This window comes from Magnetospirillum sp. LM-5, assembly GCF_902729445.1.
Taxonomy (GTDB): Bacteria; Pseudomonadota; Alphaproteobacteria; order Rhodospirillales; family Magnetospirillaceae; genus Magnetospirillum.
This window is the reverse complement of sequence record NZ_CACVCE010000010.1, coordinates 1-23,661: the sequence shown is the minus strand read 5'-3', so window position 1 is coordinate 23,661 and position 23,661 is coordinate 1. Positions and strand designations below refer to the sequence as shown.

The following is a 23,661-nucleotide window of genomic DNA, read 5'->3' as shown; positions in this document are numbered from 1 at the left end:
ACCATTGTCGCGCTAGACTTGGCGACCGATCCGTCGAAGCCGACGGTCGGCGTCACCACCACGGAGCCAGAAGGGCGATATTCCATGAAGATCACCTTCGTCGACCTGACCCATACAGGCCGTTACGTCCATGCCATCAACTTCTCGCTGGGCATCGGCTATGTGGCGGCGCATGCGATCCGGGAACTGGGCGACGTCGAGACGGCCTTGTTCAAGTATCCGAATGACCTCGCCGCCCATCTTCAGGACCACACGCCCGACATCCTGGCCTTCTCGAACTACATGTGGAACGAGTCCCTGCACCGGGCCTTCGCCGAGCGGGTTAAGGCGGCGCATCCGTCGGTGGTCACCATCTTCGGCGGGCCGAGCTTTCCGTCTTCCGCCGCCGAGCAGCGGGCATTCCTGGCCGAACGGCCCGACATCGATTTCTACATCGAGGGCGAGGGGGAACTGGCCTTCACCGCCTTGTGTCAGCGCCTGCGCGAGGTGGATTTCGACGCCCGGGGACTAAAGCGGGCGCGGTCCGACCTGCCGAACGCCCGTTATCTGGTGGACGGCGAACTGGTCGCCGGGCCGATGGCGCCACGCATCCTTGACCTCGACGACACGCTGCCGTCGCCCTATCTGACCGGCCTGCTCGACCCGTTCTTCGACGGCAAGCTGACGCCCATGGTCCAGACCTCGCGCGGCTGCCCCTATTCCTGCACCTACTGCCACGACGGCGTCGCCTACATGAACAAGACACGTCGTTTTTCCCAGGGCCGCATCGAGCAGGAGCTGGATTACGTCTTCGCCCGAACCAGCGTCCCCTCGATCACCCTGGCCGATCTCAATTGGGGGATATTCCCCGAGGATGTCGATACCGCCCGCTGGATGGCGGCAAAGAAGGCCAGCCATGGCTGGCCGCGCAACATCGGCTCGGCCACCGCCAAGAACCAGAAGTCGCGCATGCTGGAAATGGCCAGGGTGCTGGGCGACAGCCTGGCGGTCGGCGCCTCGGTCCAATCGACCGACCCCGAGGTCCTGCGCAACATCAAGCGCGCCAACATCAGCGTCGACAGCATCGTCGAGACCGCCATGGAAGTCCGCCGCACCGGCAGCCGGACCTTCAGCGAGGTCATCTTGTGCCTGCCCGGCGACACCAAGGACAAGCACCTGACCTCGATCCACGACATGATGGATGCCGGTATCCAGGACATCCAGACCTTCCAGTTCATCCTGCTGCCCGGCACCGAGGCCGCCGACGCGGCAAGCCAGGAGAAATATCGCTATGTGACACGTCACCGCGTCCTGCCCGGCTGCATCGGCCGCTACGATATCCTGGGCGAGACAATTTTCGTGGCCGAGACCCACCAGGTCTGCGTCGCCAACGCCACCATGAGCCACGACGATTACCTGGAATGCCGGGACTATCACCTGACCATCGCCATCTTCAACAATGGCGGTCTGTTCGACGAGGTCCTGGGCCTGGCCGAAAGCATCGGTATCAAGCGCTCGGCGATCATGCGGCGCATCCACCGGGCGGCATCCGCCGCCACCAGCCCGCTGGCCGAGTTGTACCGCCAATACCGCGACGACGAGGCGCGCAACTTCCATCCCGACCGCGAGACGATCCAGGCCTTCCTGCGCACGCCCGAGGCGGCCGACGGCTATATGAGCGGCCATTACGGCAACAACCAGATCTTCTGGTGCAAGACGGCGGCGGTGTTCGACAAGTTCGACGAGCTTGCCGCCATCTGCTTCGACGCCATCCGCGAGATGGCCGCCGATCATGACGGACTGGTCGCCCAATTCATTGCGGACTTGTGGAATGTGGTCATGGCGCGAAAGTCGAACCTTTTGGATGTCGACCGCGTCTATGAATTCGAGGTGACGTTCGATTTCCAAAAGGCGGCGGCGAGGAACTATCTGTGCCACCCGAAGGACACGCGCCTTGACCGGCCGCGCACCTGCACGATCCGCCATTCCGAGGAAAACCGGCGCATCATCACCAGCTATTATAACCAATATGGGCGAAGCGCCGACGGGCTCAGCTATTTCCTGCATCGCGACCGCATGCACGCTTTGTTTCGCCAGATCGCCGACATCGCGTAAGGCGACCTAATGGGGGGGAAGACATCATGAAATGCGTCATCGTCGCCGGCGGACGCGGCACCCGACTGGGCGGGGAAACCGAATACCGCCCCAAGCCGATGGTCGAGATCGGCGGGCGGCCGATCCTGTGGCACATCATGAAGACCTACAGCCATTACGGCATCGACGATTTCGTCATCTGCCTGGGCTACAAGGGCGAGGTCATCAAGGATTACTTCCTGAACTACCGCCAGCACGAGGCCGATCTGACCATCGACCTTGGCCGCGACGAGGTCCGCGCCCTGGCCGAGACGAGCGAGCCCTGGCGGGTGTCGCTGCTGGAAACCGGCCTGGACACCCAGACGGCCGGGCGGCTGGCGCGGATCGCCCGGCATCTGGAGGGCGAGACCTTCTGCTTCACCTATGGTGACGGCTTGGCCGACGTGCCCATCGACCAACTGCTGAGCTTCCATCGCCAGCATGGCCGCAAGGCCACGGTGACGGCGGTGCGCCCGCCGGGCCGGTTCGGCCGGCTGGACGTCGATGGCGACCGGGTGCGGGGCATGGCGGAAAAGCCGCCCGGCGACGGAGACTGGATCAATGGCGGCTTCTTCGTGCTCGAGCCGTCGACCCTGGGCGGCATCGAAGGCGACGAGGTGGCGTGGGAACAAGGCCCCATGCAGGACCTGGCCGCACAAGGCGAGATGATGGCCTTCAAGCACCGGGGCTTCTGGCAGCCGATGGACACCATGCGCGACAAATTGATGCTCGAGGATTTGTGGGCGACCGGCCGGGCCCCTTGGAAGGTCTGGGTTTGAATTCTTACCAACCGTGAACTCTGGATGTCACCCCATGCGCGAAGCCGATCTCAGCCTGTTCACCGAGGAAACGCTGACCCAAGGGTGGAACCGCGCCCGCATCTACGAACAGCAGATGCGCCTGGCCGTCGCCCGCGCCGACGAACGCGTCGCCCAAGGTGAGAAGCCGCAGCCCATCGCCAAGATCGGCTTCCTGGTCCATCGGCGCACCTGCGCCATGCATTTCATGACCACCTGGCAGCACTTGCCCAAGGACAGTTTCGACATCGTCCTGTTCGACGATGGCTACGAACCCGACCTGTTCGAGTTCATCGCCGAGCTTGGCCTGTCGGTCGCCTTCTGCGAGGACCTCGCCAACGGATTGTTCCAGTACGTCTCGGGCATCTCGCACCGCGACCTGCCGGTGTGCAAGCGACAGGGCTATAGCATGGTCGGCGACCTGACCCGGCTGTTGAGCTATGGCTTCTCGAAAAGCCGGGCCTGCCCGTTCAACGACACCGCCGCCCAGTTCATCGTCCAAGGCGACGAACAGGTAGCGCAATATCGGGGCGATTACCCCGACACGCCGCAATTGGTGGCCGGCTATGCCCGGCTCGACGGACTGGCCGCCTGCCAGGCCGACAAGGAAGCCATCAAGGCCAAGTACCGGCTGGACCCGGCAAAGCCGGTGGTGGTGTGGATGCCGACCCATTCCGGCCCGCTGACCGGGGCCATCACCCTTTATTCCCGCGCCCTGATGGCGATGACGCCGCATATCAACATCTTGCTCAAGCCCCATCCGGAATCCTTCCACGAGCCGCCCGACTGCCATTATCTGCGGGCCCTGGTCGAGGATGGAAACCTGCGGGTCATCCGCGATCCCGACGACGAGGCCGAAATCTTCGCCATCGCCGACATCGTCCTGACCGACCTGGGCGGCACCTTGTTCGGAGCGATCTATGCCGGCAACGACGTGGTGGTCACCGATGTCGGCCGCCCCGACGAGATCTCGGCCTTGGAGCGCGAAATCTGGCCACATACGCCGATCTTGACCCCCGACACCATCGGCGAGCTGGTGCGGCTGGCCTCGGATCCCGGCGCCTTCGCCGCCCAGCGCCCGGTCATGGACAGCCTTCGCCAGCGGCTGTTCGCCGCCGGCACCGAGGGCCAGGGCGGCCGACTGATCGCCGAGATGCTGCAAAGGCGCTTCGCCGCCGCCATGGGGCGCTAGGTGCCGCGCCCGGTCCTGCTGTTTGGTGCCGGCGGCAATCTGGGGTCCGCCCTGCATCGCCGCCTGACCTCCGAGGCCGCCAGCGTGACCGCCTTGCCCTGGTCGATGCTGAAGGACTCGCCCCCCCTGCCGCTTGCGGGCGTCGAAGCCTGCGACATCGTGTTCGCCAACGGCCTGACAGATTCCGGGGCCCCGCCCGAGGCACTGGACGAGGCCAACCATGCCGGCCCCTGCCGGCTGGTCGAGGCGACCATGGGCAACCCGGCCATCCGCTATCTGACCATCGGGACGGTGATGGAACATGCCGAGCGCATGGAAGCGACCAATGCCTATGTCGCCTCGAAGACGCGTCTGGCACAGCGGTTGCGCGCAATGCTGCCGCCCCAGCGCCACCTGCATGTGCGCCTGCACACGCTGTATGGCGGTCGGCCGGCGCCCCACATGTTCCTGGGCCAGATGATCGCCGCGCTGGCGACGGGCCAAAGCTTTCGCATGTCGGCGGGCACGCAGTGGCGGGAATATCACCATGTCGATGACATCGCCGCCGCCCTGGCGCATTTGCTGGCGATGGAGTGGAGCTTCCCCGCTGGATTGGACCTCAGCAGCGGCGACGCGATCCGGCTGCGCGAGCTGGCCCAGGCCGCCTTTGCCCGCTTCGCCATCCTGGACCGCCTGCAGATCGGCGCCCTGCTCCACCCCGAGGCCGAGGAGAACCGCGCCAGCTTGCCGCGCTCGCCCGAAGCGCTGCTGGGCGGGTCGCGCAAGGCGCTGGACGGGGTGCTGGACTGGATCGGGTCGGTGCTGAAGGCTTCTTGACGGGCGGACCAGGGATGCTATTCCTGGCGAACAGCGAACGGGGACGCGGGACATGCGAAAAGTCATTTTCACGACGGCGGTGTGGGGCAAGGAATACACCTTCCACTTCGTCAACTTCACCCTGCCCTCGTTGATGGCGCCCGGCAACATCCCGGCCATGGCCGCGCTGGCTCCGGTCGAGTTCCACATCTATTCGCCCCGCGCCGACAGCGACCGCATCGAGCGCTCGCCGGCCTATCGGCGCCTGTGCGAGGTCGCGATTCCCAAGTTCATCGTCATCGACGACGACAGCATCCGGCAGGCCGCCGGCGACCAGAACCTGTCCTACAAGATCATGGTGCAGACCCATCACCATCTGATCGCCCACGCCTGGGAACAAGACGCCGCCATCTGCAGCGTCTATCCCGACACCATCCTGGCCGACGGCTCGTTTCGGACGGTGGCCAGGCTGGCCCAGGCCGGCAAGCGATCGATCCACAGCGCAGGAATCTCGCTCAACATGCACAGTTTCGTGCCGGCCCTGATCCGCGCCGAAATCGCCGCCGGCCGGGACCAGGACCTGCTGGCCGGCCGGCTGGACCTGGCGCCTCGGGACACGATCCGCCTGGCCATGGGCCATATCCACGACCATTCCGCCGCCCACATCCTGGGCCAGGACGGCTTCACCCAATGGCCGTCGCAGATGTATTGGCCGCTGGACGGCCATGGCCTGCTGCTGCGCTCGTGGCACCCGACGCCTTATTTCGTCCATCCCCGGCGGGACGGGTCGAACTTCACCTTCGGCATCGACGGCGATTTCGTCCGTCTGGCCGTCGATTACGAGGATTGCGCGGTGGTCGAGGATTCCGACGACTTCCTGATGCTGGAACCGATGCCGTTCAAGCGCCGCCGCAACGACAAGCCCTGCGTCAACCACGCCAAGCCGTTCGACATCGCCAATTGGGCCATCAACAATGCCGACGACTTCCACCGCCGCTTTGTCCACAGCCCCATCTGGCTGCATGACGGCGCCGTACCCGATGCGGTGCGCGCCCGGGCCTGGACCGAGTCGCAGGAATTCCTGGCCCAAGTCTTCTCGACCATCACCGCCATCGAGCAATTTTCCGCCGATGTCGGGACCGGGTTCAAGGACCTGCTTGGCGCCCCTCTGGCCTGACCTGGGAATTCAGGCGGCGGCGGACCACGAAATCGTGGATGCGCTGCTCGAACAGATTGTGGGCGTGGAACTTCTCGGCCCGCATGCTGGCCACCAGCCGCACCAGCCGGCGCGGCCGGGTCAGATAGGCCAGTGAATAGAACAGCGACTGCCCGACCAGCCGAACCAGGGCCAGGAACCAGCCGGGGACATGATCGGCGTAGCAGGCGGTCGAGGTCATGTCGAACTGGATCAAAAGATTGTGGAAAAAGGTGTCGTCGATGCGGGCGATGATGCCGCGCCGGCGCAGGTCGTGGAAGATTTCCGAGCCGGGATAGGGGGTGAAGATGGCGATGTTGCAATCATCCGCCCCGATCAAGGCGCAGCGTATGGCATAAAGGAACGTCTTCACCACGTCGGACAAGCGCTCGTCGGGGAAGCCGATCACCAGATTGACCTTCACCGTGTGGCCGATCCTGACCGCCTGGCGGATGCTGTCGGTGACACGCGCCAGGCTGACCTTCTTCTTGATGGTCTTCAGCGTGCGTTCCGACCCGCTTTCCGGGGCCAGCACCACCAACCGGCAGCCGGCCTCGAAGATGGCCTGCAGGACCTCGTGGTCCATGGCCTCGGATCGGGTGCCCGACGGCAATTGCCAGGTGAAGCGCATGCCCCGCGCCTTCATCTGCCGGCAAAATTCCAGCACCCAATCCTTCTTGACGATGGCGGTCAGGTCGCAGAAATCGATGCTGGTGGCCTGGTAGGTGTCGATCAGCCACTGAATCTCGTCCAGCACGCCGGCCGGGTCGCGCATCTGATAGCGCGTCGTCCACATGCCGGGATTCGAGCAGAAGGTGCACTGATAGGGGCAGCCCCTGGTGGCCATGATGATCATGTTGCGGCCGGTGGCGATGCCGCCGGTCCAATTGTCGATGAAATAGTTGGTCACCGGCAAAAGGTGCCAGGCCGGATAGGGCAATTGATCGACATTGGCGATGCGCGCGCCCAGGCCGTTATTGACCACGGTGCCGTCGGGCCGGCGAAAGACCAGGCCGGGGATGTCATCCACCGGCTGGCCATCCAGCAGGTTGTGGACCAGGGCCAGCAAGGTGACGTCGCCCTCGCCGGCCACCAGATAGTCGATCTCGGGGCAATCGGTCAGCAGATAGTCCGCCAGGGCGGTGACGTGCTCGCCGCCGGCGACGATGATCAGCTTGGGAAAGGCACGGCGGATGCGGCGGATCAAGTCCCGCTGCTGCAGCCATTCCAGCGAGAACATCAACGACACGCCCAGGATGGCGGTGTCGGGCGCGATGCGGGCCAAGATGGCCTCGGTCGGCAATCCTTGCAGATTGCAGCTGCCGTCGGCCGAAGGCTCGATGCGCAAGATGTCCTCGCCGATGGCGTCGATGATGCCGACCGGATAGCCGGCCCGCTCGACCAGCGCCGCCAGATAGGCAACGCCGATCGGCGGCTGCACCGGCGCGCTGTAGGTGTTCTTGGACAGAACGGCAAAGGGCCGCAGCAATTGGACGCGGCGGGTCTCGCCCGGCGCGGCGGCATGGCGGGCCAGCACGTCGGACAGGGCGCGCTTGTCGGCCTTGACGGGCTGGGGATGGCTGTCCTTGTCCATGGCGCCCTATGATAGGCCGTTGGCCGGCGAACGCCAGCATTGCGGCTTGGCCGCCCGGCAAAGATACTGCGCCCCCAACGGCAGGCGGGCCAGCAATCCTTCCCACCGGTCCACCATCGGGCCGCGCCAGGGCACGAAGCCGAAATATCGGGTCGAGACCCCGGCCAACCCGGCCCCGGAAAGCAAGGCCCGGCTTTCGGCGGCCTTCAGCAGGATCGCCCCATCGTCCAGCGGGCAGGAAACGACGATGTGCCGGGTCACCGGGTTGGCCGGATTGTGTTCGACGATCAGCACGAATCCATCGACGGCGGCGACGCGGGCCATCTCGGCAGCCATGGCGGGGCGGGCCGCCACCGGGATATGGTGAAAGACGTTGACCGCGAAGACCAGATCGAAGGTTGCGTCGGGATAAGGAAAGGTGACGCCGTCATAGGCCTGGAAATGGCCGCGCGGGCACGCCTTGGCCGCCTGCTCCAGGCTGGCGGCGCTGATATCGGTCCCGTGCATCTGGGCCACCCGATCGATCAGGCGGCGGCAGATCAGCCCGATACCGCAGCCGACATCCAGCACCCTGGCGCGCGCCAGGCGATCGCCCCCCAGCACCTCGCCGATCAAGGCCGCCTTGCTGTCGGCCAACCGGTCGATGTCGGTGCCGAACCCGCTCAGGCTTTCGTTGACCTCGTGCCGGTAGTCGCCGGCATGACGGTCGAAGTCGGTCCCGGTCATTCGCCGCCGCCCGGCGAAGGCTTGGGCGCTTCGGGGTGAGGCACGATGACCATGGCGTTGCGGAAATCGCTGCCGGCCGGCCGGACCGTCTCGGCATGGGGGTCGATGCAGGTTTCGACGATGCTTAACGGGCGCTTGCGCAATTGCATAAAGATGCGGCCGACATATTCGCCCAGGATGCCGAAGAAGATGGCGTTCATCGCCGTGCTGACCAGGATCATCACCATGATGGTGGCGAAGCCGCTGGGCCATTGGCCGGGACCCGAGGTCAGCTTCAGCAGCAAATAGATTCCGGCCCCCAGGGTCGCCAACACCGAACAGACCGCACCGGCCAGGCTGGCCAGCCGCAGCGGAACGATGGAGTTGGTGACGATGGCATCGACCGCCAGTCCGGTCAGTCGGTTCAGCGGGAACTTGCTTTGCCCGCGTTCGCGCGCGTCGCGGTCATAGGCCACCCCCACCTGCTCCAGCCCGAGCGAGGCGATGAATCCCCGGATATAGGGCGAGTGATCGTCATATTGGCTCAACAGGTCGATGACCACCCGGTCGATCAGGCGGAAATCGCCGGCCTGGACCGGAATGGGATGCTCGGCCAGCCAGTTGAGCAGGCGATAGAACACCTCGCGGGCATAGCGTAGCGAGACAATTTCCTGGCGCTTGCGGCGTATCCCGTACACCACCTTGTAGCCCGCCTTCCACAGACACAGGAAGGTGGGGATCATGTCGGGCGGATCTTGCAGGTCGCAATCGAGCTGGACCGCGGCATCGCCCCGGGCCAGGCGGTAGCCCGACAGGATCGATCGCTGGAAACCGAAATTGCGCGAGAAGCGATAGGCCCGAATGCGGGAGTCCTGGGCCGCCATGTCCGCCAGCCGGGTAAAGGTGCCGTCTTCCGAATGGTTGTCGGTGAAGATCAGCTCGTAATCCCACTCGTTGGCCAGGTCGGCCATCACCCGGGCGACCTCGGCGCACAAGGGACCGACATTGTCGATCTCGTTATAGACCGGCACGATGACCGACAGCAGCTTCCGCCTGGGCGCCGCATCCGAAGGGGTCATGGATTGTCTCCCGTCATATAGGCGTCGATTTGCCGCAAGGTCATGTCGATGGCCGGCCGACCGTCGCGCAACACCGCACCATACCATGCCGCCGTGGCCTCGACCGACCGGGCCAGATTCAGGCGCGGCGAAAATCCGAAGGCTGCCCGCAGCTTGCTGCTGTCCAGGCACAATTGGCCGGCCTCGGCCGGCCCGCCATCGCCCTGCACCGTCAGCGCCGCCCCCGGCCAGCTTTCCTGCAGGCGGCGCGCCAGCTCGAGGACGGTCACATGGCCGTCGGGGTCGGGGCCGACATTCCATGCCGCCGACGCTTGCCCGTCGCCCGCCAGCAGCCGCTGGCCCAGCCGCAGATAGGCCTGCAACGCGTCCAGCACATGCTGCCAGGGCCGCGTCGCCGTCGGGTTGCGCAATATTGCCGGCTGCCCGGCCAGGAAGGCCTTGACCAGATCGGGAACCAGACGGTCGGCGGCCCAGTCGCCACCGCCGATGACATTGCCGGCGCGAACCACCGCGACGCCGATCCCTTGGGCGCGAAGAAACGAGTCCCGCCACGTCTCGGCCACCATTTCGGTGCAGACCTTGCTGGCGTTATAGGGCGCGCCGTCGCCCAGCGGGTCGGTCTCGGTGAATGGCCGTCCCCGCTCGTCGTTGCGATAGACCTTGTCGGTGGTGGCGACCACCACCCCCTTGAGGCCCGAAACCGAGCGAGCCGCTTCCAGCAGGTTGGCGGTGGCCATCACGTTGACGGCGAAGGTTTCCAACGGCACCGCGTGCGAGCGGCGGACCAGCGATTGCGCGGCGAAATGAAAGATCAGGTGGGGCCGCTCGGTGGCCAGCACCCGCCGGGTGGCGTCGGCATCGCGCAGATCAATGGCATGGGCGCACGCCACCGGCGGCGCGAACAGCGCTTCCTGGGCCAAATCCGAATCGGGGGGCAGGCTGACCCCCACCACCTTGGCGCCCAGCCGCCCCAGCCAGCCGCACAGCCATGCCCCCTTGAAGCCGGTATGGCCGGTGACCAGGACGGTAGTGTCCTTGTAGCTTTCGGCCAGGTGGCGCATCGAAGACAAGGCTCCCGCTAGTGTTGTGATTCTGAAATTCGCATGACATTGAGAATTACAGAATCACAACACAATTCAACAAATGAGTGTCCTGCTTATCCCCGGAATTCGCCATGCGAATTTCGGGGGCAGGACACTAGGTCATGGCCACGATGATCGCCAGGCTGACGATAAGCGGAAAGGCAAACAAGGTGGTCCAGACATTGTCGACCAGGCCGTGAGCGATGGAATAGGCCCAGATTTGCGGCAGCGGCATGCAGGCCAGCATCGCCACCGCCATCAGGCCGACCAGCGGCACCATGGCGGCCGGCAAGGTGGCGACCACGCCGATCACCGCCACCACCAAGGCGGCCAGCACGATCAGATGGCGCGGGGCCGGCATCGCCCATAATGGCTTCAACACCTCGCCCATGACCTGGATGAAGGATCGCGGCTTCAAGATCAGATAAAGCCGCAACAAGGTGTGGCGGTTCTTGCGCATGTATTCCAGGCAGACCTCTTTGATCAGGCGGCCGTAAAGGCCCCAGCGGGCCCCCAGCTGGAACGGACAGAACATCTTGTCGGGCTCTTGCAGGTCGCACGCGCGGGCGGGATCGGCCTCGACCCAGGCGCGGACGGCGAACACCCCGTTCTCGTCGTTGCGAACCGGGGCCTGGTTGGGCAGCCGGTTGGCGTTCCAGGTTCCCTCGTCCAGGGTGAAGCCCAGATAGGCGCCGTGCCAGCGCATATAGGTATTGGTGGCATAATCCGAGTAATAGACCCGGTGCATGCGGTCGCGGCGGCGCCATTCGACGGCGATGACCACGGCGATCATCAGGGGAATGGCCCAGCCGCCGCCGTTCCACAGGGCGTCCGGCAAGGGCAGCGGCGACGAGTACAGGCCGGCGGCCCAGACCATCACGGCCGGCAGCACCATCCAATTGCTGGTCGGGCGCGACGACACCGCCAGATGCAGGATCAAGGCCTGGACCACCACCAGACCGATCTGCAGCGGCGTGGCGGCCATGTCGATCATCGAAATGGCCATGCCGTGCAACGAGGGGATCATGGCGAAGGTCGACAGGAAGCGCTGGTTATTCTCGGACACGATTTCCGTGCCGCCCATGATGGTGGTCTTGTCCAGCATCAAGACGAAGCCGACCAAAGCGGTGACCATGACCCACAACACCCAGGGGGTGTCGAAGAAGGCCACGCAGCCGGCGACGACGGCGGCCGAAAAGATCAGGTAATAGCCCAGATACAAGGACAGGATGTTCTTGCCGAACAGCCGAAACGAGAACTTGATGTAGTCGATAATGCCGTTGTCGTGCTGGGTGAAGGAATGACGGCTGACGATGGCCTTTTCGATGGGAAGGGTCGCCGCGACCTTCAGCGCCTGGTCCACCAGCTCGGGCTCGGGATGATAGCCTTCCTTCCATTTCAGGAAGTCGAGCCCCGATTGATAAAGCGAATCGCGCACCTCGGTCAGGGCCACGTAGTTGTTGCCGCCGCGATAGACCATGTCGGACAGCACGATGGCGAAAGCCTCGATGATCCAGCCGACCGCACCGCCATCGAGCAGGCGGTGACGCTTCTGCTGGATGCCGCGCCAGAAGGCGTAGGTCACCAAAATACTTGCGATGACGATGGGAAGCCAAGGGGAGACGGGAAATCGCTCGATCATTACTCGCTCACGATGTGCGGGCGCCGCGAAATGCTTGCAGAAATTCGAGAAATTCTGCATGGCAAATCTTAAGATTTGATTTTTGGCCAGGTCTGGCGGCCCGGCACGGCCCAAACATAAGACCTAGCGCGGCGGCTGGGCGTCCCAATGATCGGCGCGCGGCAAGGCCATGCGGAAATCGGTGCCGAACAGGCTTTGCAGGGCCGCGCCGATGTCTGATGTCTGCAGCAATTCGGTGGTGTGGATCACCGGAAAGGCCGTCTCGAGATCGGCAGGGGTGTAAAGCGAGAATCCCTCGCGGGCGAAATGGACCTCGATCCCCCGGTCCAGGATTTCCCCGAGAAAGGCATAGTCGAAGCCGCCGCCATACAGAAACTGCTGCATCCGAAAGAAGATCAGGCCGTCGATCGGCATCATCTCTTTCAGCTTCAGGCGCAGGAAGGTCTGGTGCACCAGGGTCTCGAGGCTTTCCGTCAGGTAATAGGTCACCCGGCCGCCCTTCTGGGTGGCGGTGGCGCCGATAGCCATGTGCTGCAATTGCTGGGTCACCAGACTGGAGCAGCCAAGATCGAGCGAAGCATAGAAGGCCTTCATGGCACCATCCCTTGCGCGGCGAAAACCCTATTTCTTCGGCTTTTGCCAGTCATAGGCCAGTTCGGTCAGCGGCGACATTTCCAGAATCTTGAAATATTCCGGGTAGCCCTTGGTCCCATAGGGGGCGAAGGTGTTCTTGTAGCGGATGTTGAACGACCAGCGGGTCTGGCCCTCGGTGTTGGTGGGAACGGCGTGCAACAGCCCGGCCCAGAACATCACCGCCGAGCCATAGGGGACCGGAATCGGCTGGAAGCGGTCCCACACGAAGTTCTCGATCCGCTCGGGCGTCTCGGGCGAGGCCTGCAGCAGATCCATGCCCTCGCGGCTTTGGTTCTTGTCGAGAATGCACATCCCCTTGGTGCCGAAGCAATCCACCAGCGGCACCCACACCACCACCTCGAACGGCGAATTGGGTGGCGCGTCGCGATGGATCGGGGCGTTGTTGCCGTCCTCGGGCAGGTGAATGACCAGATTGGCCGATTTCTGCACGACGACGTCGGGGCCGATGATACAGGTCAAGGGATCGCGGAACGCCTGCCAGATCAGACGGCCGATATCGGCTTCGTCGTTGATTCGACGGATCAAGGCCAGGCGGAAGGAGTTCATTTCCACCGCCGACAAGCCGCGCCGATGGAAATCGTTCATGAAGGCCACCGGGTCGCCGTCATCGGCCAGACCCAACTCGTCCCGGGCAGCGGCGACCACCGTCGCGCGGACTCGATCCAACGATTCCTGGTCGGTGACCGGAACCAACATCATTCCCGTTCGGCGCATTTCTTGCGCGGATGCAGCAGCGTTCACCGCTTACCTCGTAAAGCCAGGGGTTCTTCCTGTCCGGAAACGACTATCCTCCAGCCGCACCGAATCGTCAACGGACACCCGCGCCCACTCACAAATCCTCGATGCCCTCGAACAGGTCGGCATACTTGTTCAGAAAGGATTGCGGCAGGAAGCTGTTGGCCCCGAAACCGCCGTCGGGAATGCCCAGGCGCTCGGGCAGGCTGTTGTAAAGCTGGCGGCGCCGCGCCTCTTCGGGGGTGTCGGGGCGGCCTTTGCCGGCCAGGCGGTCGATCATCTCGGCCACCGCGTCGGCGATGTCCTGGGAATCGTTGTTGACCAGTTCCATGCCCAGGGTGTTGTAGACCTCGGGGCGGAAACACTGGCCGTGTGGCTTTCGCCAGGATTCGGCGAAAGTCATCGGCCGGTCCTGGCCCTGCCATCGCATCAGCTTGGGCAGGAACAGATTGTTGTAGACCGGCCGGGCATAGGGCGGCGTCCAGTTGGTCAGCACGCCCTTGACTCCGAAACAGGGCGGCACATGCGCCAATCCGGACGAGGTGCCGATATAGAACCGGCAGGTGCCGCACAGGAAGACATCCATGAACTGGCTGCGCACCGGGCTTTTGGCGTAATCGACCAGACGATCGACCTGGAAGGGGATCGGCGCCGATTCCGGCGCGCCCATGCGCAGCACCCAGCCGCCCAGCGAGGTGATGTGCTCGATGGCTTGGCGATAGGTGGCGATGTCGGCATTGTTGGTGTTGGTCAGCCCCTTGTTCAACGGGTCGGCGGTTTCGCGCTTGAAGCCGTCGTCGCGGACATGCAGGCAGACATACCAGTCGCCGGGCTTCGGCCCCAAGGTCTGCAACTGGCGCCAGCCCTCGGCCAGGTCCTCGTCGGGCAGCGTCAACAAGGGTTTGCGCCCCTCGTCCTCCCAGCAGCGCAGGATCTGCGCGAAGGCGTGGTTGTTCCACACATGCTTGCCGTTGACCCGCATGGTGGCGGTCAGGAAATCCTCGAGCGGCGGCGACAGCGGCGTCAGGCGGGCGATTTCGTCCTTGTCGGTGATGATGTCGATGAAGGGCGCGAAGCGATCCAGCCAATAGCGGTTGACCACCTCGCTTTTGTCCAGCAGCATCACCGCCCGGCCCGGCGGCAGCATGCCCAGCTCGCGGCCCTTGATGTAGATGTCCAGCGTGCCGATGATCCCGATGCTGGTCAGCAGGTTGGGAACGTTGTAGATGCCCGAACTGATCGAACTGTCGCCCATGATGAAGCGCAGGCCGACATTCTCCAGCCCCTCGTCCTTGACCCGCTGGTCGCGGATGTTCTCGCCGATGATGAACATCTCGTGGCCTTCGTCGCTGAGGCCCAGTTCCATCAAGGTAACACCGGCCAGATAGGCCAGATCCAGCCGCCCACTTTGGGCCGCCCAGCGCCAGTATCTGGCGCACCGCTCGCGCAGGGCGCCGGCCAGGGGGCTGGCCAGGGCATCGACGTAAAGATGGCGATAGCGCAGGCCCAGCCGATAAAGCCGGTCGGGATCGCTGTCGGGCGCCGGTTCCCCGTCGTCGAACAGGCCGATCCGCGAGCCCGCCTCGATATGCTCCAACGCCTCGTCATAGGCCTGGTTCTGGATCAGGAAATTGATCAGGACCGTTCGCAGATTGGCGTTGGCGGGGACCTGCACCACCGCTTGGCGCAGCGCCTCGATGGCCGGGGCAAGCCGTCCGGCGTTCAGATGGGCCTGGGCCTGGTCGATCAGTTGGGCGACCGGGGCCGGAAAGTTGGTCATTGCTGCACGCTCGCCTTGGCTGTTGCGGGGCGCTGGCTTCAGCGTCCGCACAGATGGTGGCGAACCAGGCGTTTCAACATGGTTAACCGGGCCGGGCCAGACTGCCGTCGTGACGCAGCACCGTACCGGCCGGCACGTCGTCGAACGCCGCCGCCCCCGACACCACCAAGGCGCCGTCGCCGATCGTCACCCGTTTGTTGACGGCCGCGCAGATACCGACCACCGCACCGTCGCCGACGGTGACGTTGCCGCCCAGATGGGCGCCGTCGGAAATGGCGCAATGGCAGCCGACCCGGCTGTGGTGGGCGACACTGGCGCCGGCCAACACGCTGGTCCCGTCACCGATCTCGGCCAAGGGGCCGATCTTGGCCCCGGCGCCGACGAAGCAGCCCGCCCCCAGGCGAGCCGCCGCCGACACCACCGCCGAGGGATGAACCACAGTCGCCGCCTCGAGCCCCAGGCGGGCCAGTTCGGCCAGTTGCACCGCACGCGCGGCGCGGCCGGCGGAACAGGCAAAGACCTTGCGCAAGCCGGCCCGCTTCATCTCGTCCCACTGCCCGACCGTCAGCACCGGCAGGTCGAACAAGGCGCCACCGCCCTGGTCGGGCAGATAGGCGGCGGCGCGCCCCCCGCCACCGGCCTGCAGGGCGTCCCAGGCCAGGGTCGCCAGGTTGGTCTCGCCCCACAGCACGATGTCGTCCGGGCCGAAATCGGGCATTACCCCGGGCGTCAGCGCCGGGCCGTCCAGCGGGTGCAGTCCGCGCTCGCGGATCATTGCCAATACGGTGTCGGAGCCGATGGCGGTGTGGCGGGGAAAATCGGCGTGACTCAGCCCGAAGCGGGCCATCAGGTCGCGGGCCTTGCGCGACACCACGACGTCACCCTCCCCGGCCGATGCGACAGTCAGTTCCGCCGCCTGCCGTGGGTCGGCCGTCGGGAAGACATAGGCCAACGGCTCGCCCACCCGGACGGATTGTCCTGCCTGGACCGCCGGCAAGACGAAGCCTGCGCGGTCGGCGGTGAACTCGACCGCCGCCTTGGTGGTTTCCAACTCGCACAGCAAGGTGCCGGCCTTGATCGGCTGCCACGGCGCCACCGCCCAGCGCACCAGCTTGAGCGTCAGATCGTTGACGTTGACATGCGGCGCCCGCAGAATCTCAAACGGCATCGATCACCTCCATCACCGCGGCCACGCACCGTTCGAGTGAGGGCAATGCCCAGGCCTCGCCTTGGGCAGCGGCGGGAATGACCGCGTCCCTGGCCGCGACGCGCGCCAATCGCAGGCCGCCGCCCAACCGTTCGACCAAGGCGGCTGCGATTTCGGCGCCCCAGCCGCCCCGCCGTGTGCCTTCCTCCAGGGTCACCACCCGCCGGCAGGCGCCCAGGGCATCGACCAGTCCGTCAAGCGGAACCGGAGCCAGCTGCGTCACCACCACCACCCGCAGCCGCAGCTCCTCGGCCTCGAACAGGTGGCGGGCGGCCTGCAACGCCAACGGCACCATGCCGCCATAGGTCAGCAGCACCGCGTCGGCCTCGCCCTCGGTCAGGGCCAGCGCGGTGAGCGGAAGGGCTGACGGCACCGACCGGGCTAGGAAGCCGCCGATCCGGCCGTCGATGGCCGGCATCATCGCCGTTCCGTAAAGGGCCTTGTTCTCGACATAGAGCTTGGGGCCGGGCAGGTCCAGCATGCGCCGCCACAGGCGGACCTGGTCGTGCAGATTATCGCAGGCCACCACGGTCAGGCCGGGAATGCCCAGGAACAATTTCTCGAGCGACTGGCTGTGGGTCGGGCCATAGCCGCGATAGCCGCCCATCGGCACCCGCACCACCACCGGGCAGGACGGACAGCCGCCATACATGCGATCGAACTTGCCCAGATGGTTCAGCATCTGATCGACGATCAGGCTGGAAAAATCGCCGAACATGATCTCGACCACCGGCTTGAAACCGCCGGCCGCCATGCCGCCGGCCAGACCGACGATGCCGGCCTCGGAGATCGGCGTCGAGCGGACCCGGCAGGGAAAGCGGCTCGATAGGCCGCGGGTGACCTTGAAGGCGCCGCCGTAAGGGTCCTCGACATCCTCGCCCAGCAGCAGCACGGCCGGGTCGGACTCCAGGAGCGCGCCCAGGGCGTCGCGCAGATGGGCCAAAAAGTTGGACGGGGGGCCGCCGTACCAAGTGGCGTCGTTTCGAGGCGCCGGGTCCTGGTCCTCGTCCACCGGCGGCGCGGCCGGCGGCACGGATTGTTCCTGCAGGGCGAAGGCCTGGTCGACCAGATCGGCGGCCTGGGTCTCGGCCTGGGCGGCGTCGGCTTCGGAAAAAAGCGGTCGGGCCAGGACCAGCGGGTCGCGCCGGCGGGCCTGGGCCAACTCGGCTTCGTCGCGATCGTCGTCGCCCTTGCTGTGCGGCCCCAGCCGGGTGGTGTTGGCCACCAGGCAGGCCGGCCGGCCCGAGGCCCGCACATAGCTGGCCAGACGGTCGGCCATGGTCAGCATCTGGGCCAGATCGTTGCCATCGACACTTTCGGTGGGAATGCCGAAGGCGGCCGGGCGATCCGCGATCCGGCCGGCCAGCGAGCGGGCGATGGGGGTCGATTGGGCCACGCCGTTGGCCTCGATCACGAACAGAACCGGGGCCGGCCACAAGGCGGCCAGATTGAAGGCCTCGTAGACGATGCCCTCGCCCAGCATGCCGTCGCCCAGGAAACAGACGGCGATGGCGTCGCTGCCTTGTGCCCGGGCGGCGGCGGCCAGGCCGACGCCATGGGGTACCATGCCGCCCAACACGCCGCTCGAGCAAAATCCTGACTTCTGAATGTGCTGCGAGCCGCCGATCCCTTGCGAGATTCCATCGGGCCGGCCAGCAATCTCGGCGACCAGACCGGCCAAATCGCCGGTTCGCGCGATGTAATGGCCGTGACAGCGATGGTTCGACACCACCCGGTCGGCCGGCCGCAATGCCGCCATCACCCCCACCGCCACCGCTTCCTGGCCCAGGCTGGTATGGGTGGTGCCGCGAAAGCGTGCCTTGGCGAAATCGTCCAACAGCCGCTGCTCGAACCGGCGGATGGTGCAAAGCTGGCGGTAATGGTCCAGCGTCGGAGTGGTCATGACGCCCCCCGGGCAGCCATGAACCGGATGATCCCGTCACACACGAAATCGATGTCTTCGGGGGTCAGGAACTGGTGGATCGGCAGCGACAGGATCCGTGCCGCCTGGCGCTCGCATTCCGCGAAGGCGCCGGGGCCGTAACCCAGGCCGGCCGCCGCCGGCTGCAGGTGGATCGGCACCGGATAATGGATCGCCGTCGAAATCCCCCGTTCGGCCAAGAATGCCCTGAGCCCGTCGCGATCCTCGACCTGGATCACGAACAGGTGGAAGGTGTTGAACTCGTGGTCGCGGCAGGCCGCGTTGAAGGCGGCCAGATGCTGGCGGTAAAGGGCCGCGTTGGCCCGCCGCCGCGCGATCACGCCGTCCAACCGGGTCAGGCGGAACGACAAGATCGCCGCCTGCAGCGCATCCATGCGCGACACCAATCCCCATTCCGGCGCGCTGTTGCGGTCGGCCAGTCCGTGGCTGCGCAAGCGGCGCATCCGCTCGGCCAGCGCGGCATCGTCGGTGACGGCGAAGCCGGCATCGCCGGCGGCGTTCAGGTTCTTCAGCGGATGGGCCGAAAAGCAGCCGACATGGCCGAACGAACCGGCCGGCCGGCCGCGATAGCGGGCGCCGAAGGATTGCGCGGCATCCTCGACCACCGCCAGATGGTGGCGCACCGCGATGGCCATCACCGCATCCATGTCGGCGACCCTTCCGGTCAGATGGACCGGCATGATGGCCCGGGTGCGGGGCGTGATTGCGGCGGCCACCGCCTCGGGGTCGATGTTCTGGTCGGGGCCGACATCGGCGAAGACCGGCACCGCGCCGACGGCAATGATGGCGCCGGCGCTGGCGATGAAGGAATTGGGCGCGGTGATCACCTCGTCGCCGGGGCCGATTCCCAGCGCCTTCAAACCCAGGATCAGCGCGTCGGTGCCGGAATTGAGCGCCACCGCATGGGCGCGGCCGCAGCGGGCGGCCAGGTCCGCCTCAAGCCGCTCGACCGCTTCGCCGCCGACCCAGGCGCCGGTGGCCAGGCAGGATTCGAGCACGGGCATCAGGGCTTCGCGTTCCTCGGCGAACTGCGCCTTCAGATCGACGAAGGGAATGCGGCGCATCAGCCCCTGCCGTAGAACTGGCGAATGGCGGCAACGGCGGTGTCCTGCATGGCCGGCGTCAGATAGGGGTCGATCGGCAGCGACAACACGCTGGCCGCCTGGGCGTCGGAATGGGGGAAGTCCCCGGCCGCATAACCCAGATGGGCCAGCCCGGGCTGGCGATAAAGCGGAACCGGGTAATGGATCTTGGCCGATATTCCCTGGTCGTTCAGATGGCGGACCAGGGCGTCGCGCTCCTCGGCGAAGACCATGTACAGGTGATAATTCTGGCGGGTGTCGGCGCGGCGGCGCGGCAGGCGAATCTGGCCAATGTCGGCCAGGGCGGCATCATAGCGCGCGGCGTTGGCGATGCGCCCGTCGACGCTGGCCGGCACGTCATCGACCATCAACAGGCCGATGGCCGCCTGAATGGTGTCCAGCCGCGAGTTGCAGCCCAACGTCACCACTTCGTCGCGATGGGCCAGGCCATGGTTGCGCAACAGCCTGAGCCGCGCCGCCAGATCGTCGTCGTCGGTGACGATCACCCCGCCATCGCCCCACACGTTCAGATTCTTCAAGGGATGCAGCGAGAAGGTCCCGGCCGCCCCCCAGGTCCCGGCCGGGCGGCCGTTCTGGGCTGCGTGGATGGCCTGGCAGGAATCCTCTACCACCGCCAGGCCGTGGCGTTGGGCGATGTCCATGATGGCGGCCATGTCCACCATGTCGCCGGTCAATTGCACCGGCACGATGGCCTTGGTCCGGGGCGTGACGGCGGCTTCGGTTGCCTTGACGTCCATGACGTAGCGGTCGGATTCGCAATCGACCAGGACGGGGGTCGCCCCGGTCTCGGCGATGGCGCCCACCGTGGCGATGAAGGTGTTGGCGGCGGTGACGACCTCGTCACCGGGACCGATGCCGACCGCCTTCAGGGCCAGCTTGATGGCGTCGGTGCCGGAATTGACGCCGATGGCGTGGCGGCTGCCGATCAGGGCGGCGAAGCGGGCCTCGAACCGGCCCACCGCCTCGCCCAGGGTGAAGTCGCCCCGCTGGACCACGGCCTTGATGGCGTCGAGGAAGGCAGTGGGATCGGCGAATTGTTCCGCCAGATAGGAATACCGCACCTTGCTCGTCAACGAGGCCCCCTGTTCTTGGAGTGATCCGCCCCGGCAGAGTAGCGTCCGCCGCCCCCACCGTCCAGGTGTAGGTTGGCCATAAGCCGGGAAAGCCCTCCCGATTTCGGCACAAGTTGGGAAGCCCCAGGAGCGCCACATGATGTGTTTGGCTATTGGTTACGCATGCCGCATATAGTGTATCCGGGCAAGCTGCCGATTTCCCACCGAGTGAATTTGTCCACCGACTTCAGGGGAGATTCAGTCCGAGATATGTGCGGATGCAAGAAACAAGTTCCCGAACCTCGGCGGCACTCTTCTTCATCTCCTCGACCGAGGGGAGATCGAAGGGCGTTCCCTCGGTCGTCGGGTATCCTGCGGAAACTGCCGCAATTGATATGTTCTCGAGGTCTCCAATGGGCTTTCGCCACTTGTGATCAGGTGGCAGAAACGACGCCAGCGCATCAAGGCTGTGTGTTTTTGGCGGACGGATGCCTTCGTGGCACAGAACGGCCTTGGCGGCCTTTTCGGCAGCGCGAGCCAGAAGGCAATAGGCCGAATGGGGAGCGGCTTCCATCGAAAGCTCGGCAGCCCGAAGATCCTCTTCCGCCAATGCGAAGAACGTCTTGGTCGTCGGGCTATCGGGCATAAAGGCGCCGGCCTTCGTGCTTGACGATGTTACAGAGCGTGCCGACCATGTTCGCGGCCTCATCAAAGCCGCCGGCCGAGCACGGAAACACGTCGCAAGAAACGCCGAGCCCGAGGACCGGCTTCTTGATCCGGTAGGGATCCTTCGCCAGTTTGGCGTCATCGACAACGACAAGCAGGTCAAAATCGCTATCGGGCTCCGCGTCTCCACGGGCGCGACTACCGAAAAGCCACACGGATGTCGGAGAATGAGCGGCCACCAGCCTCTCGACCAATCCGTCAAGAGCTTCTTGTTCCGAACCGAAGATGCCGATGTTGGCGGTCATACCTCTCTCCTTCCCGCAATTATATGAGCGGGAGCGGCCTTTCGGCAATGGGGTGGCCCCTTACGGCACACTCTCCACTCCTTCCGGGCAAGTCCAGGGCCGCCCTGCCGTGAGGGCTTGCAATTCCGCTCTTGTGCGCAAAATATGGAGGGGTACGGAGGACTGCTCATGGACCAAGTGGACATCAAGGATCGTGGGGACGATCTGGGCAGGGCGGATCTGGCACATATTCTGTTGTTCGAAAACCTGCCCCCCGAAGCGGTGGCCGATTTCGAAAAAGCCGCCAACTGGCGCCAGTATGGCGAGAACGAGCTGGTATTCGACCAGGCCAGCGACACGCTGGAAGTCTATTTCGTCGTCGAGGGCTGCGTCCGCATCCTGGGCACCGTCGCCGGCGGCATCGAGATCACCCTGGCCGAGGTCCCGGCCGGCAACTTCTTCGGCGAATTGTCGGCCATCGACGGCAAGGGACGGTCCGCCAAGGTGGTGGCCGCCCGCCCCAGCCGCCTGGCCTCGGTCGATGGCCCGGCCTTCGTTGCGCTGATGCAGCGCCACCCCACGGTGGCCTTGCGGGTGATGGAACGCCTGGCCCGCATCATCCGCGGGCTGGATACCAAGGTGGTCAACCTGTCGTCGCTGACCCCCGAACAGCGGGTGATGATCGAGCTGATCCGCCTGGCCGAGCCCGACCTGAAGCTGCCCGGCTTCTGGTCGATCGCCTGCCTGCCGCCCCATTCCGAACTGGCCGAGTGGGCCGGCTCGGACCGCGACGTGGTGGCCAAGACCATCGGCGAGCTGGCCCGCGACGGAATCGTCAAGCGCCGCGGGCTGGGGCTGGAAATCGCCCAGTGGGAACGGTTGCAGCAATTGGCCAAGCCGGCGCGCGCCCGCAGCTGACGCCAGCCGGCCAGTTTGGACGTGCATTCGCGCGGACGAGCGCCTAACCTGCTCGTATCGTTCGTATTCTTGTGGCTTGGTCACCGGCCCCAGACATCCTGGAAAGAGCAGCATGACGGAAGAAAAGCGTCTGCAATGGATCAGGTCCGCCTGCGACTGGTCCGATTTTTCCGAAGCCCCCGAGATCGTCTATTCCAGCCCCGACCGGATCGTCTATATCGAGAACAACGTCTCGGCCGATCAGCATGTCAGTTTCTTCCAAAGCGGCAGCGCCATCTATTTCGGCCGATATTCCAGCATGCTGGGCGGCGGCATGATCTCGCCGATGCTGACCGTCGGCCGCCATTGCTCGATCTCGCAAAACGTCGTGCTGGGCGGCGGGCGCCATCCGATGGAGCATCTCAGCACCGGCCTGCTGCCCGGCCAGAGCACGGAATCGGATTATTACGCCGAGGCCAACCAGCATTTCGCCGATAACGACGTCAGCGCCTTCACCCGGATCGGCTGCGACGTGTGGATCGGCGCCAACGCCATGGTGCTGCGCGGCCGCACGGTCGGGACCGGCGCGGTGGTCGGCGGCGGCGCGGTCGTCGCCCATGACGTGCCCCCCTATGCGGTGGTGGTCGGCAACCCGGCCCGCATCATCCGTTACCGCTTCCCGGAAGCGATCATCGAAAGCCTGCTGAAGACCCGGTGGTGGACGCTTCCGGAGCACGTCATCGCCACCTTGCCCCACACCAATGTCGAGCTGTGCGCCGAATTGCTGGAAGACATCCGGGCCGAGTGGGACGAAACCGGCCGTCCCACTTAGACCATCGAGCCTTTAATCTGGTTCATACCCTCTGCCGTCACCCCCGGACTTGATCCACGGCTGTCCGGTTAAATTTTCGCGGCACCATCCACACCCCTCGTCGTCATGGCCGGGCTTGACCCGGCCATCCACGTGCATCCGCATAATGCGCTGTTTCCATTCTATTTTTGCGCGGCGCCACATGGATGCCCGTGTCAAGCACGGGCATGACGGAGTGTGGGGCGACGACTCGCGTCCATTCCGGGCTCGAGGCTCTGAAAGGCTCGCGCCACAAGCGTTTGCGGCGGGACGCCAAAATTTAAACCGGACAGCAGTG

General features: G+C 65.3%; 21 protein-coding genes. 7 read left to right on the top strand and 14 right to left on the bottom strand.

The features are described 5' to 3' along the window. Nucleotides 1-84 precede the first annotated feature (84 nt). Genes MTBLM5_RS05700 through MTBLM5_RS05680 form a run of 5 tightly spaced genes read left to right on the top strand, consistent with a single transcriptional unit; the run spans nucleotide 85 to nucleotide 6,073 of the window. The gene (locus MTBLM5_RS05700) at nucleotides 85-2,094 is read left to right on the top strand and encodes a B12-binding domain-containing radical SAM protein (RefSeq protein WP_173974809.1); all 2,010 of its coding nucleotides are present in this window, start codon (nucleotides 85-87) and stop codon (nucleotides 2,092-2,094) included. 26 nt (nucleotides 2,095-2,120) lie between these two features. Beyond that, entirely contained in the window at nucleotides 2,121-2,891 is a 771-nt protein-coding gene (rfbF, locus tag MTBLM5_RS05695; RefSeq protein WP_173974808.1) for a glucose-1-phosphate cytidylyltransferase, read from the top strand. A 34-nt stretch (nucleotides 2,892-2,925) separates the two neighbouring features. Further along, nucleotides 2,926-4,101, top strand: coding sequence for a CDP-glycerol glycerophosphotransferase family protein (locus MTBLM5_RS05690; RefSeq protein ID WP_173974807.1), 1,176 nt, complete (start codon nucleotides 2,926-2,928; stop codon nucleotides 4,099-4,101). Beyond that, on the top strand, nucleotides 4,102-4,917 hold the full coding sequence (locus MTBLM5_RS05685) for an NAD-dependent epimerase/dehydratase family protein (protein ID WP_173974806.1): 816 nt from the start codon (nucleotides 4,102-4,104) through the stop codon (nucleotides 4,915-4,917). Between the two features lie 52 nt (nucleotides 4,918-4,969). Further along, nucleotides 4,970-6,073 (top strand): hypothetical protein, encoded by a 1,104-nt coding sequence (locus MTBLM5_RS05680; RefSeq protein WP_173974805.1) that lies wholly within the window; start codon nucleotides 4,970-4,972, stop codon nucleotides 6,071-6,073. On the opposite strand, the gene MTBLM5_RS05675 is transcribed toward MTBLM5_RS05680, so the two are convergent. The 14 genes from MTBLM5_RS05675 to MTBLM5_RS05610 all read right to left on the bottom strand — a co-directional run bounded on the left by MTBLM5_RS05675 (nucleotide 6,042) and on the right by MTBLM5_RS05610 (nucleotide 21,637). After that, nucleotides 6,042-7,685 carry a B12-binding domain-containing radical SAM protein gene (locus MTBLM5_RS05675; RefSeq protein WP_068504173.1) on the bottom strand — a complete coding sequence of 548 codons (1,644 nt, stop codon included), beginning with the start codon at nucleotides 7,683-7,685 and terminating at the stop codon, nucleotides 6,042-6,044. The two genes, MTBLM5_RS05680 and MTBLM5_RS05675, sit on opposite strands and share 32 nt — an antisense overlap. A 6-nt stretch (nucleotides 7,686-7,691) precedes the next feature. Then, a complete protein-coding gene (locus tag MTBLM5_RS05670; RefSeq protein ID WP_173974804.1) occupies nucleotides 7,692-8,411 on the bottom strand; it encodes a class I SAM-dependent methyltransferase in 720 nt (239 codons plus the stop codon). Next, complete coding sequence (locus tag MTBLM5_RS05665) at nucleotides 8,408-9,469, bottom strand: glycosyltransferase family 2 protein (protein ID WP_068504169.1); 1,062 nt, start codon at nucleotides 9,467-9,469, stop codon at nucleotides 8,408-8,410. Before MTBLM5_RS05665 ends, MTBLM5_RS05670 begins: the two co-directional genes overlap by 4 nt. Continuing rightward, nucleotides 9,466-10,530, bottom strand: coding sequence for a CDP-glucose 4,6-dehydratase (rfbG, locus tag MTBLM5_RS05660; RefSeq protein ID WP_173974803.1), 1,065 nt, complete (start codon nucleotides 10,528-10,530; stop codon nucleotides 9,466-9,468). Before rfbG ends, MTBLM5_RS05665 begins: the two co-directional genes overlap by 4 nt. A gap of 136 nt (nucleotides 10,531-10,666) precedes the next feature. Continuing rightward, nucleotides 10,667-12,136 carry a hypothetical protein gene (locus MTBLM5_RS05655; RefSeq protein WP_173974802.1) on the bottom strand — a complete coding sequence of 490 codons (1,470 nt, stop codon included), beginning with the start codon at nucleotides 12,134-12,136 and terminating at the stop codon, nucleotides 10,667-10,669. 180 nt (nucleotides 12,137-12,316) lie between these two features. Then, nucleotides 12,317-12,787: a hypothetical protein gene (locus tag MTBLM5_RS05650; RefSeq protein WP_173974801.1), complete on the bottom strand. Its 471-nt coding sequence runs from the start codon at nucleotides 12,785-12,787 to the stop codon at nucleotides 12,317-12,319. A gap of 27 nt (nucleotides 12,788-12,814) precedes the next feature. Then, on the bottom strand, nucleotides 12,815-13,561 hold the full coding sequence (locus tag MTBLM5_RS05645) for a sporadic carbohydrate cluster 2OG-Fe(II) oxygenase (RefSeq protein WP_256367160.1): 747 nt from the start codon (nucleotides 13,559-13,561) through the stop codon (nucleotides 12,815-12,817). A gap of 115 nt (nucleotides 13,562-13,676) precedes the next feature. Further along, the gene (locus tag MTBLM5_RS05640) at nucleotides 13,677-15,362 is read right to left on the bottom strand and encodes a TIGR04372 family glycosyltransferase (RefSeq protein WP_173974799.1); all 1,686 of its coding nucleotides are present in this window, start codon (nucleotides 15,360-15,362) and stop codon (nucleotides 13,677-13,679) included. Nucleotides 15,363-15,444: 82 nt separating this feature from the next. Further along, entirely contained in the window at nucleotides 15,445-16,530 is a 1,086-nt protein-coding gene (locus tag MTBLM5_RS05635) for a biotin/lipoyl-containing protein (protein WP_173974798.1), read from the bottom strand. Continuing rightward, nucleotides 16,520-18,472 carry an alpha-ketoacid dehydrogenase subunit alpha/beta gene (locus MTBLM5_RS05630; protein WP_173974797.1) on the bottom strand — a complete coding sequence of 651 codons (1,953 nt, stop codon included), beginning with the start codon at nucleotides 18,470-18,472 and terminating at the stop codon, nucleotides 16,520-16,522. The genes MTBLM5_RS05635 and MTBLM5_RS05630 overlap by 11 nt, the downstream gene beginning before the upstream one ends. Beyond that, nucleotides 18,469-19,575 carry a DegT/DnrJ/EryC1/StrS aminotransferase family protein gene (locus MTBLM5_RS05625; RefSeq protein ID WP_173974796.1) on the bottom strand — a complete coding sequence of 369 codons (1,107 nt, stop codon included), beginning with the start codon at nucleotides 19,573-19,575 and terminating at the stop codon, nucleotides 18,469-18,471. The genes MTBLM5_RS05630 and MTBLM5_RS05625 overlap by 4 nt, the downstream gene beginning before the upstream one ends. After that, nucleotides 19,575-20,687 carry a DegT/DnrJ/EryC1/StrS aminotransferase family protein gene (locus MTBLM5_RS05620; protein ID WP_217424978.1) on the bottom strand — a complete coding sequence of 371 codons (1,113 nt, stop codon included), beginning with the start codon at nucleotides 20,685-20,687 and terminating at the stop codon, nucleotides 19,575-19,577. Before MTBLM5_RS05620 ends, MTBLM5_RS05625 begins: the two co-directional genes overlap by 1 nt. A 226-nt stretch (nucleotides 20,688-20,913) precedes the next feature. Further along, nucleotides 20,914-21,312: a HEPN domain-containing protein gene (locus MTBLM5_RS05615; RefSeq protein ID WP_173974794.1), complete on the bottom strand. Its 399-nt coding sequence runs from the start codon at nucleotides 21,310-21,312 to the stop codon at nucleotides 20,914-20,916. Then, nucleotides 21,302-21,637 (bottom strand): nucleotidyltransferase domain-containing protein, encoded by a 336-nt coding sequence (locus MTBLM5_RS05610; protein WP_096701179.1) that lies wholly within the window; start codon nucleotides 21,635-21,637, stop codon nucleotides 21,302-21,304. Before MTBLM5_RS05610 ends, MTBLM5_RS05615 begins: the two co-directional genes overlap by 11 nt. Nucleotides 21,638-21,805: 168 nt before the next feature. Here MTBLM5_RS05610 and MTBLM5_RS05605 point away from each other — a divergent pair, with 168 nt between their 5' ends. Together MTBLM5_RS05605 and MTBLM5_RS05600 are read left to right on the top strand one after the other, a co-directional pair. Next, the gene (locus MTBLM5_RS05605; protein ID WP_173974793.1) at nucleotides 21,806-22,534 is read left to right on the top strand and encodes a Crp/Fnr family transcriptional regulator; all 729 of its coding nucleotides are present in this window, start codon (nucleotides 21,806-21,808) and stop codon (nucleotides 22,532-22,534) included. 112 nt (nucleotides 22,535-22,646) lie between these two features. Further along, entirely contained in the window at nucleotides 22,647-23,345 is a 699-nt protein-coding gene (locus tag MTBLM5_RS05600) for an antibiotic acetyltransferase (protein ID WP_173974792.1), read from the top strand. Nucleotides 23,346-23,661: the final 316 nt, after the last annotated feature.

Bases quoted from the DNA above. Each gene is read 5' to 3' on its own strand.
- MTBLM5_RS05605 (WP_173974793.1), top strand. From the start codon at position 21,806: ATGGACCAAGTGGACATCAAGGATCGTGGGGACGATCTGGGCAGGGCG.
- MTBLM5_RS05650 (WP_173974801.1), bottom strand. From the start codon at position 12,787: ATGAAGGCCTTCTATGCTTCGCTCGATCTTGGCTGCTCCAGTCTGGTG.
- rfbF (WP_173974808.1), top strand. From the start codon at position 2,121: ATGAAATGCGTCATCGTCGCCGGCGGACGCGGCACCCGACTGGGCGGG.
- MTBLM5_RS05670 (WP_173974804.1), bottom strand. From the start codon at position 8,411: ATGACCGGGACCGACTTCGACCGTCATGCCGGCGACTACCGGCACGAG.
- rfbG (WP_173974803.1), bottom strand. From the start codon at position 10,530: ATGCGCCACCTGGCCGAAAGCTACAAGGACACTACCGTCCTGGTCACC.
- MTBLM5_RS05645 (WP_256367160.1), bottom strand. From the start codon at position 13,561: ATGCGCCGAACGGGAATGATGTTGGTTCCGGTCACCGACCAGGAATCG.
- MTBLM5_RS05600 (WP_173974792.1), top strand. From the start codon at position 22,647: ATGACGGAAGAAAAGCGTCTGCAATGGATCAGGTCCGCCTGCGACTGG.
- MTBLM5_RS05675 (WP_068504173.1), bottom strand. From the start codon at position 7,685: ATGGACAAGGACAGCCATCCCCAGCCCGTCAAGGCCGACAAGCGCGCC.
- MTBLM5_RS05665 (WP_068504169.1), bottom strand. From the start codon at position 9,469: ATGACCCCTTCGGATGCGGCGCCCAGGCGGAAGCTGCTGTCGGTCATC.
- MTBLM5_RS05625 (WP_173974796.1), bottom strand. From the start codon at position 19,575: ATGCGCCGCATTCCCTTCGTCGATCTGAAGGCGCAGTTCGCCGAGGAA.
- MTBLM5_RS05630 (WP_173974797.1), bottom strand. From the start codon at position 18,472: ATGACCACTCCGACGCTGGACCATTACCGCCAGCTTTGCACCATCCGC.
- MTBLM5_RS05700 (WP_173974809.1), top strand. From the start codon at position 85: ATGAAGATCACCTTCGTCGACCTGACCCATACAGGCCGTTACGTCCAT.
- MTBLM5_RS05690 (WP_173974807.1), top strand. From the start codon at position 2,926: ATGCGCGAAGCCGATCTCAGCCTGTTCACCGAGGAAACGCTGACCCAA.
- MTBLM5_RS05640 (WP_173974799.1), bottom strand. From the start codon at position 15,362: ATGACCAACTTTCCGGCCCCGGTCGCCCAACTGATCGACCAGGCCCAG.
- MTBLM5_RS05680 (WP_173974805.1), top strand. From the start codon at position 4,970: ATGCGAAAAGTCATTTTCACGACGGCGGTGTGGGGCAAGGAATACACC.
- MTBLM5_RS05610 (WP_096701179.1), bottom strand. From the start codon at position 21,637: ATGACCGCCAACATCGGCATCTTCGGTTCGGAACAAGAAGCTCTTGAC.
- MTBLM5_RS05635 (WP_173974798.1), bottom strand. From the start codon at position 16,530: ATGCCGTTTGAGATTCTGCGGGCGCCGCATGTCAACGTCAACGATCTG.
- MTBLM5_RS05615 (WP_173974794.1), bottom strand. From the start codon at position 21,312: ATGCCCGATAGCCCGACGACCAAGACGTTCTTCGCATTGGCGGAAGAG.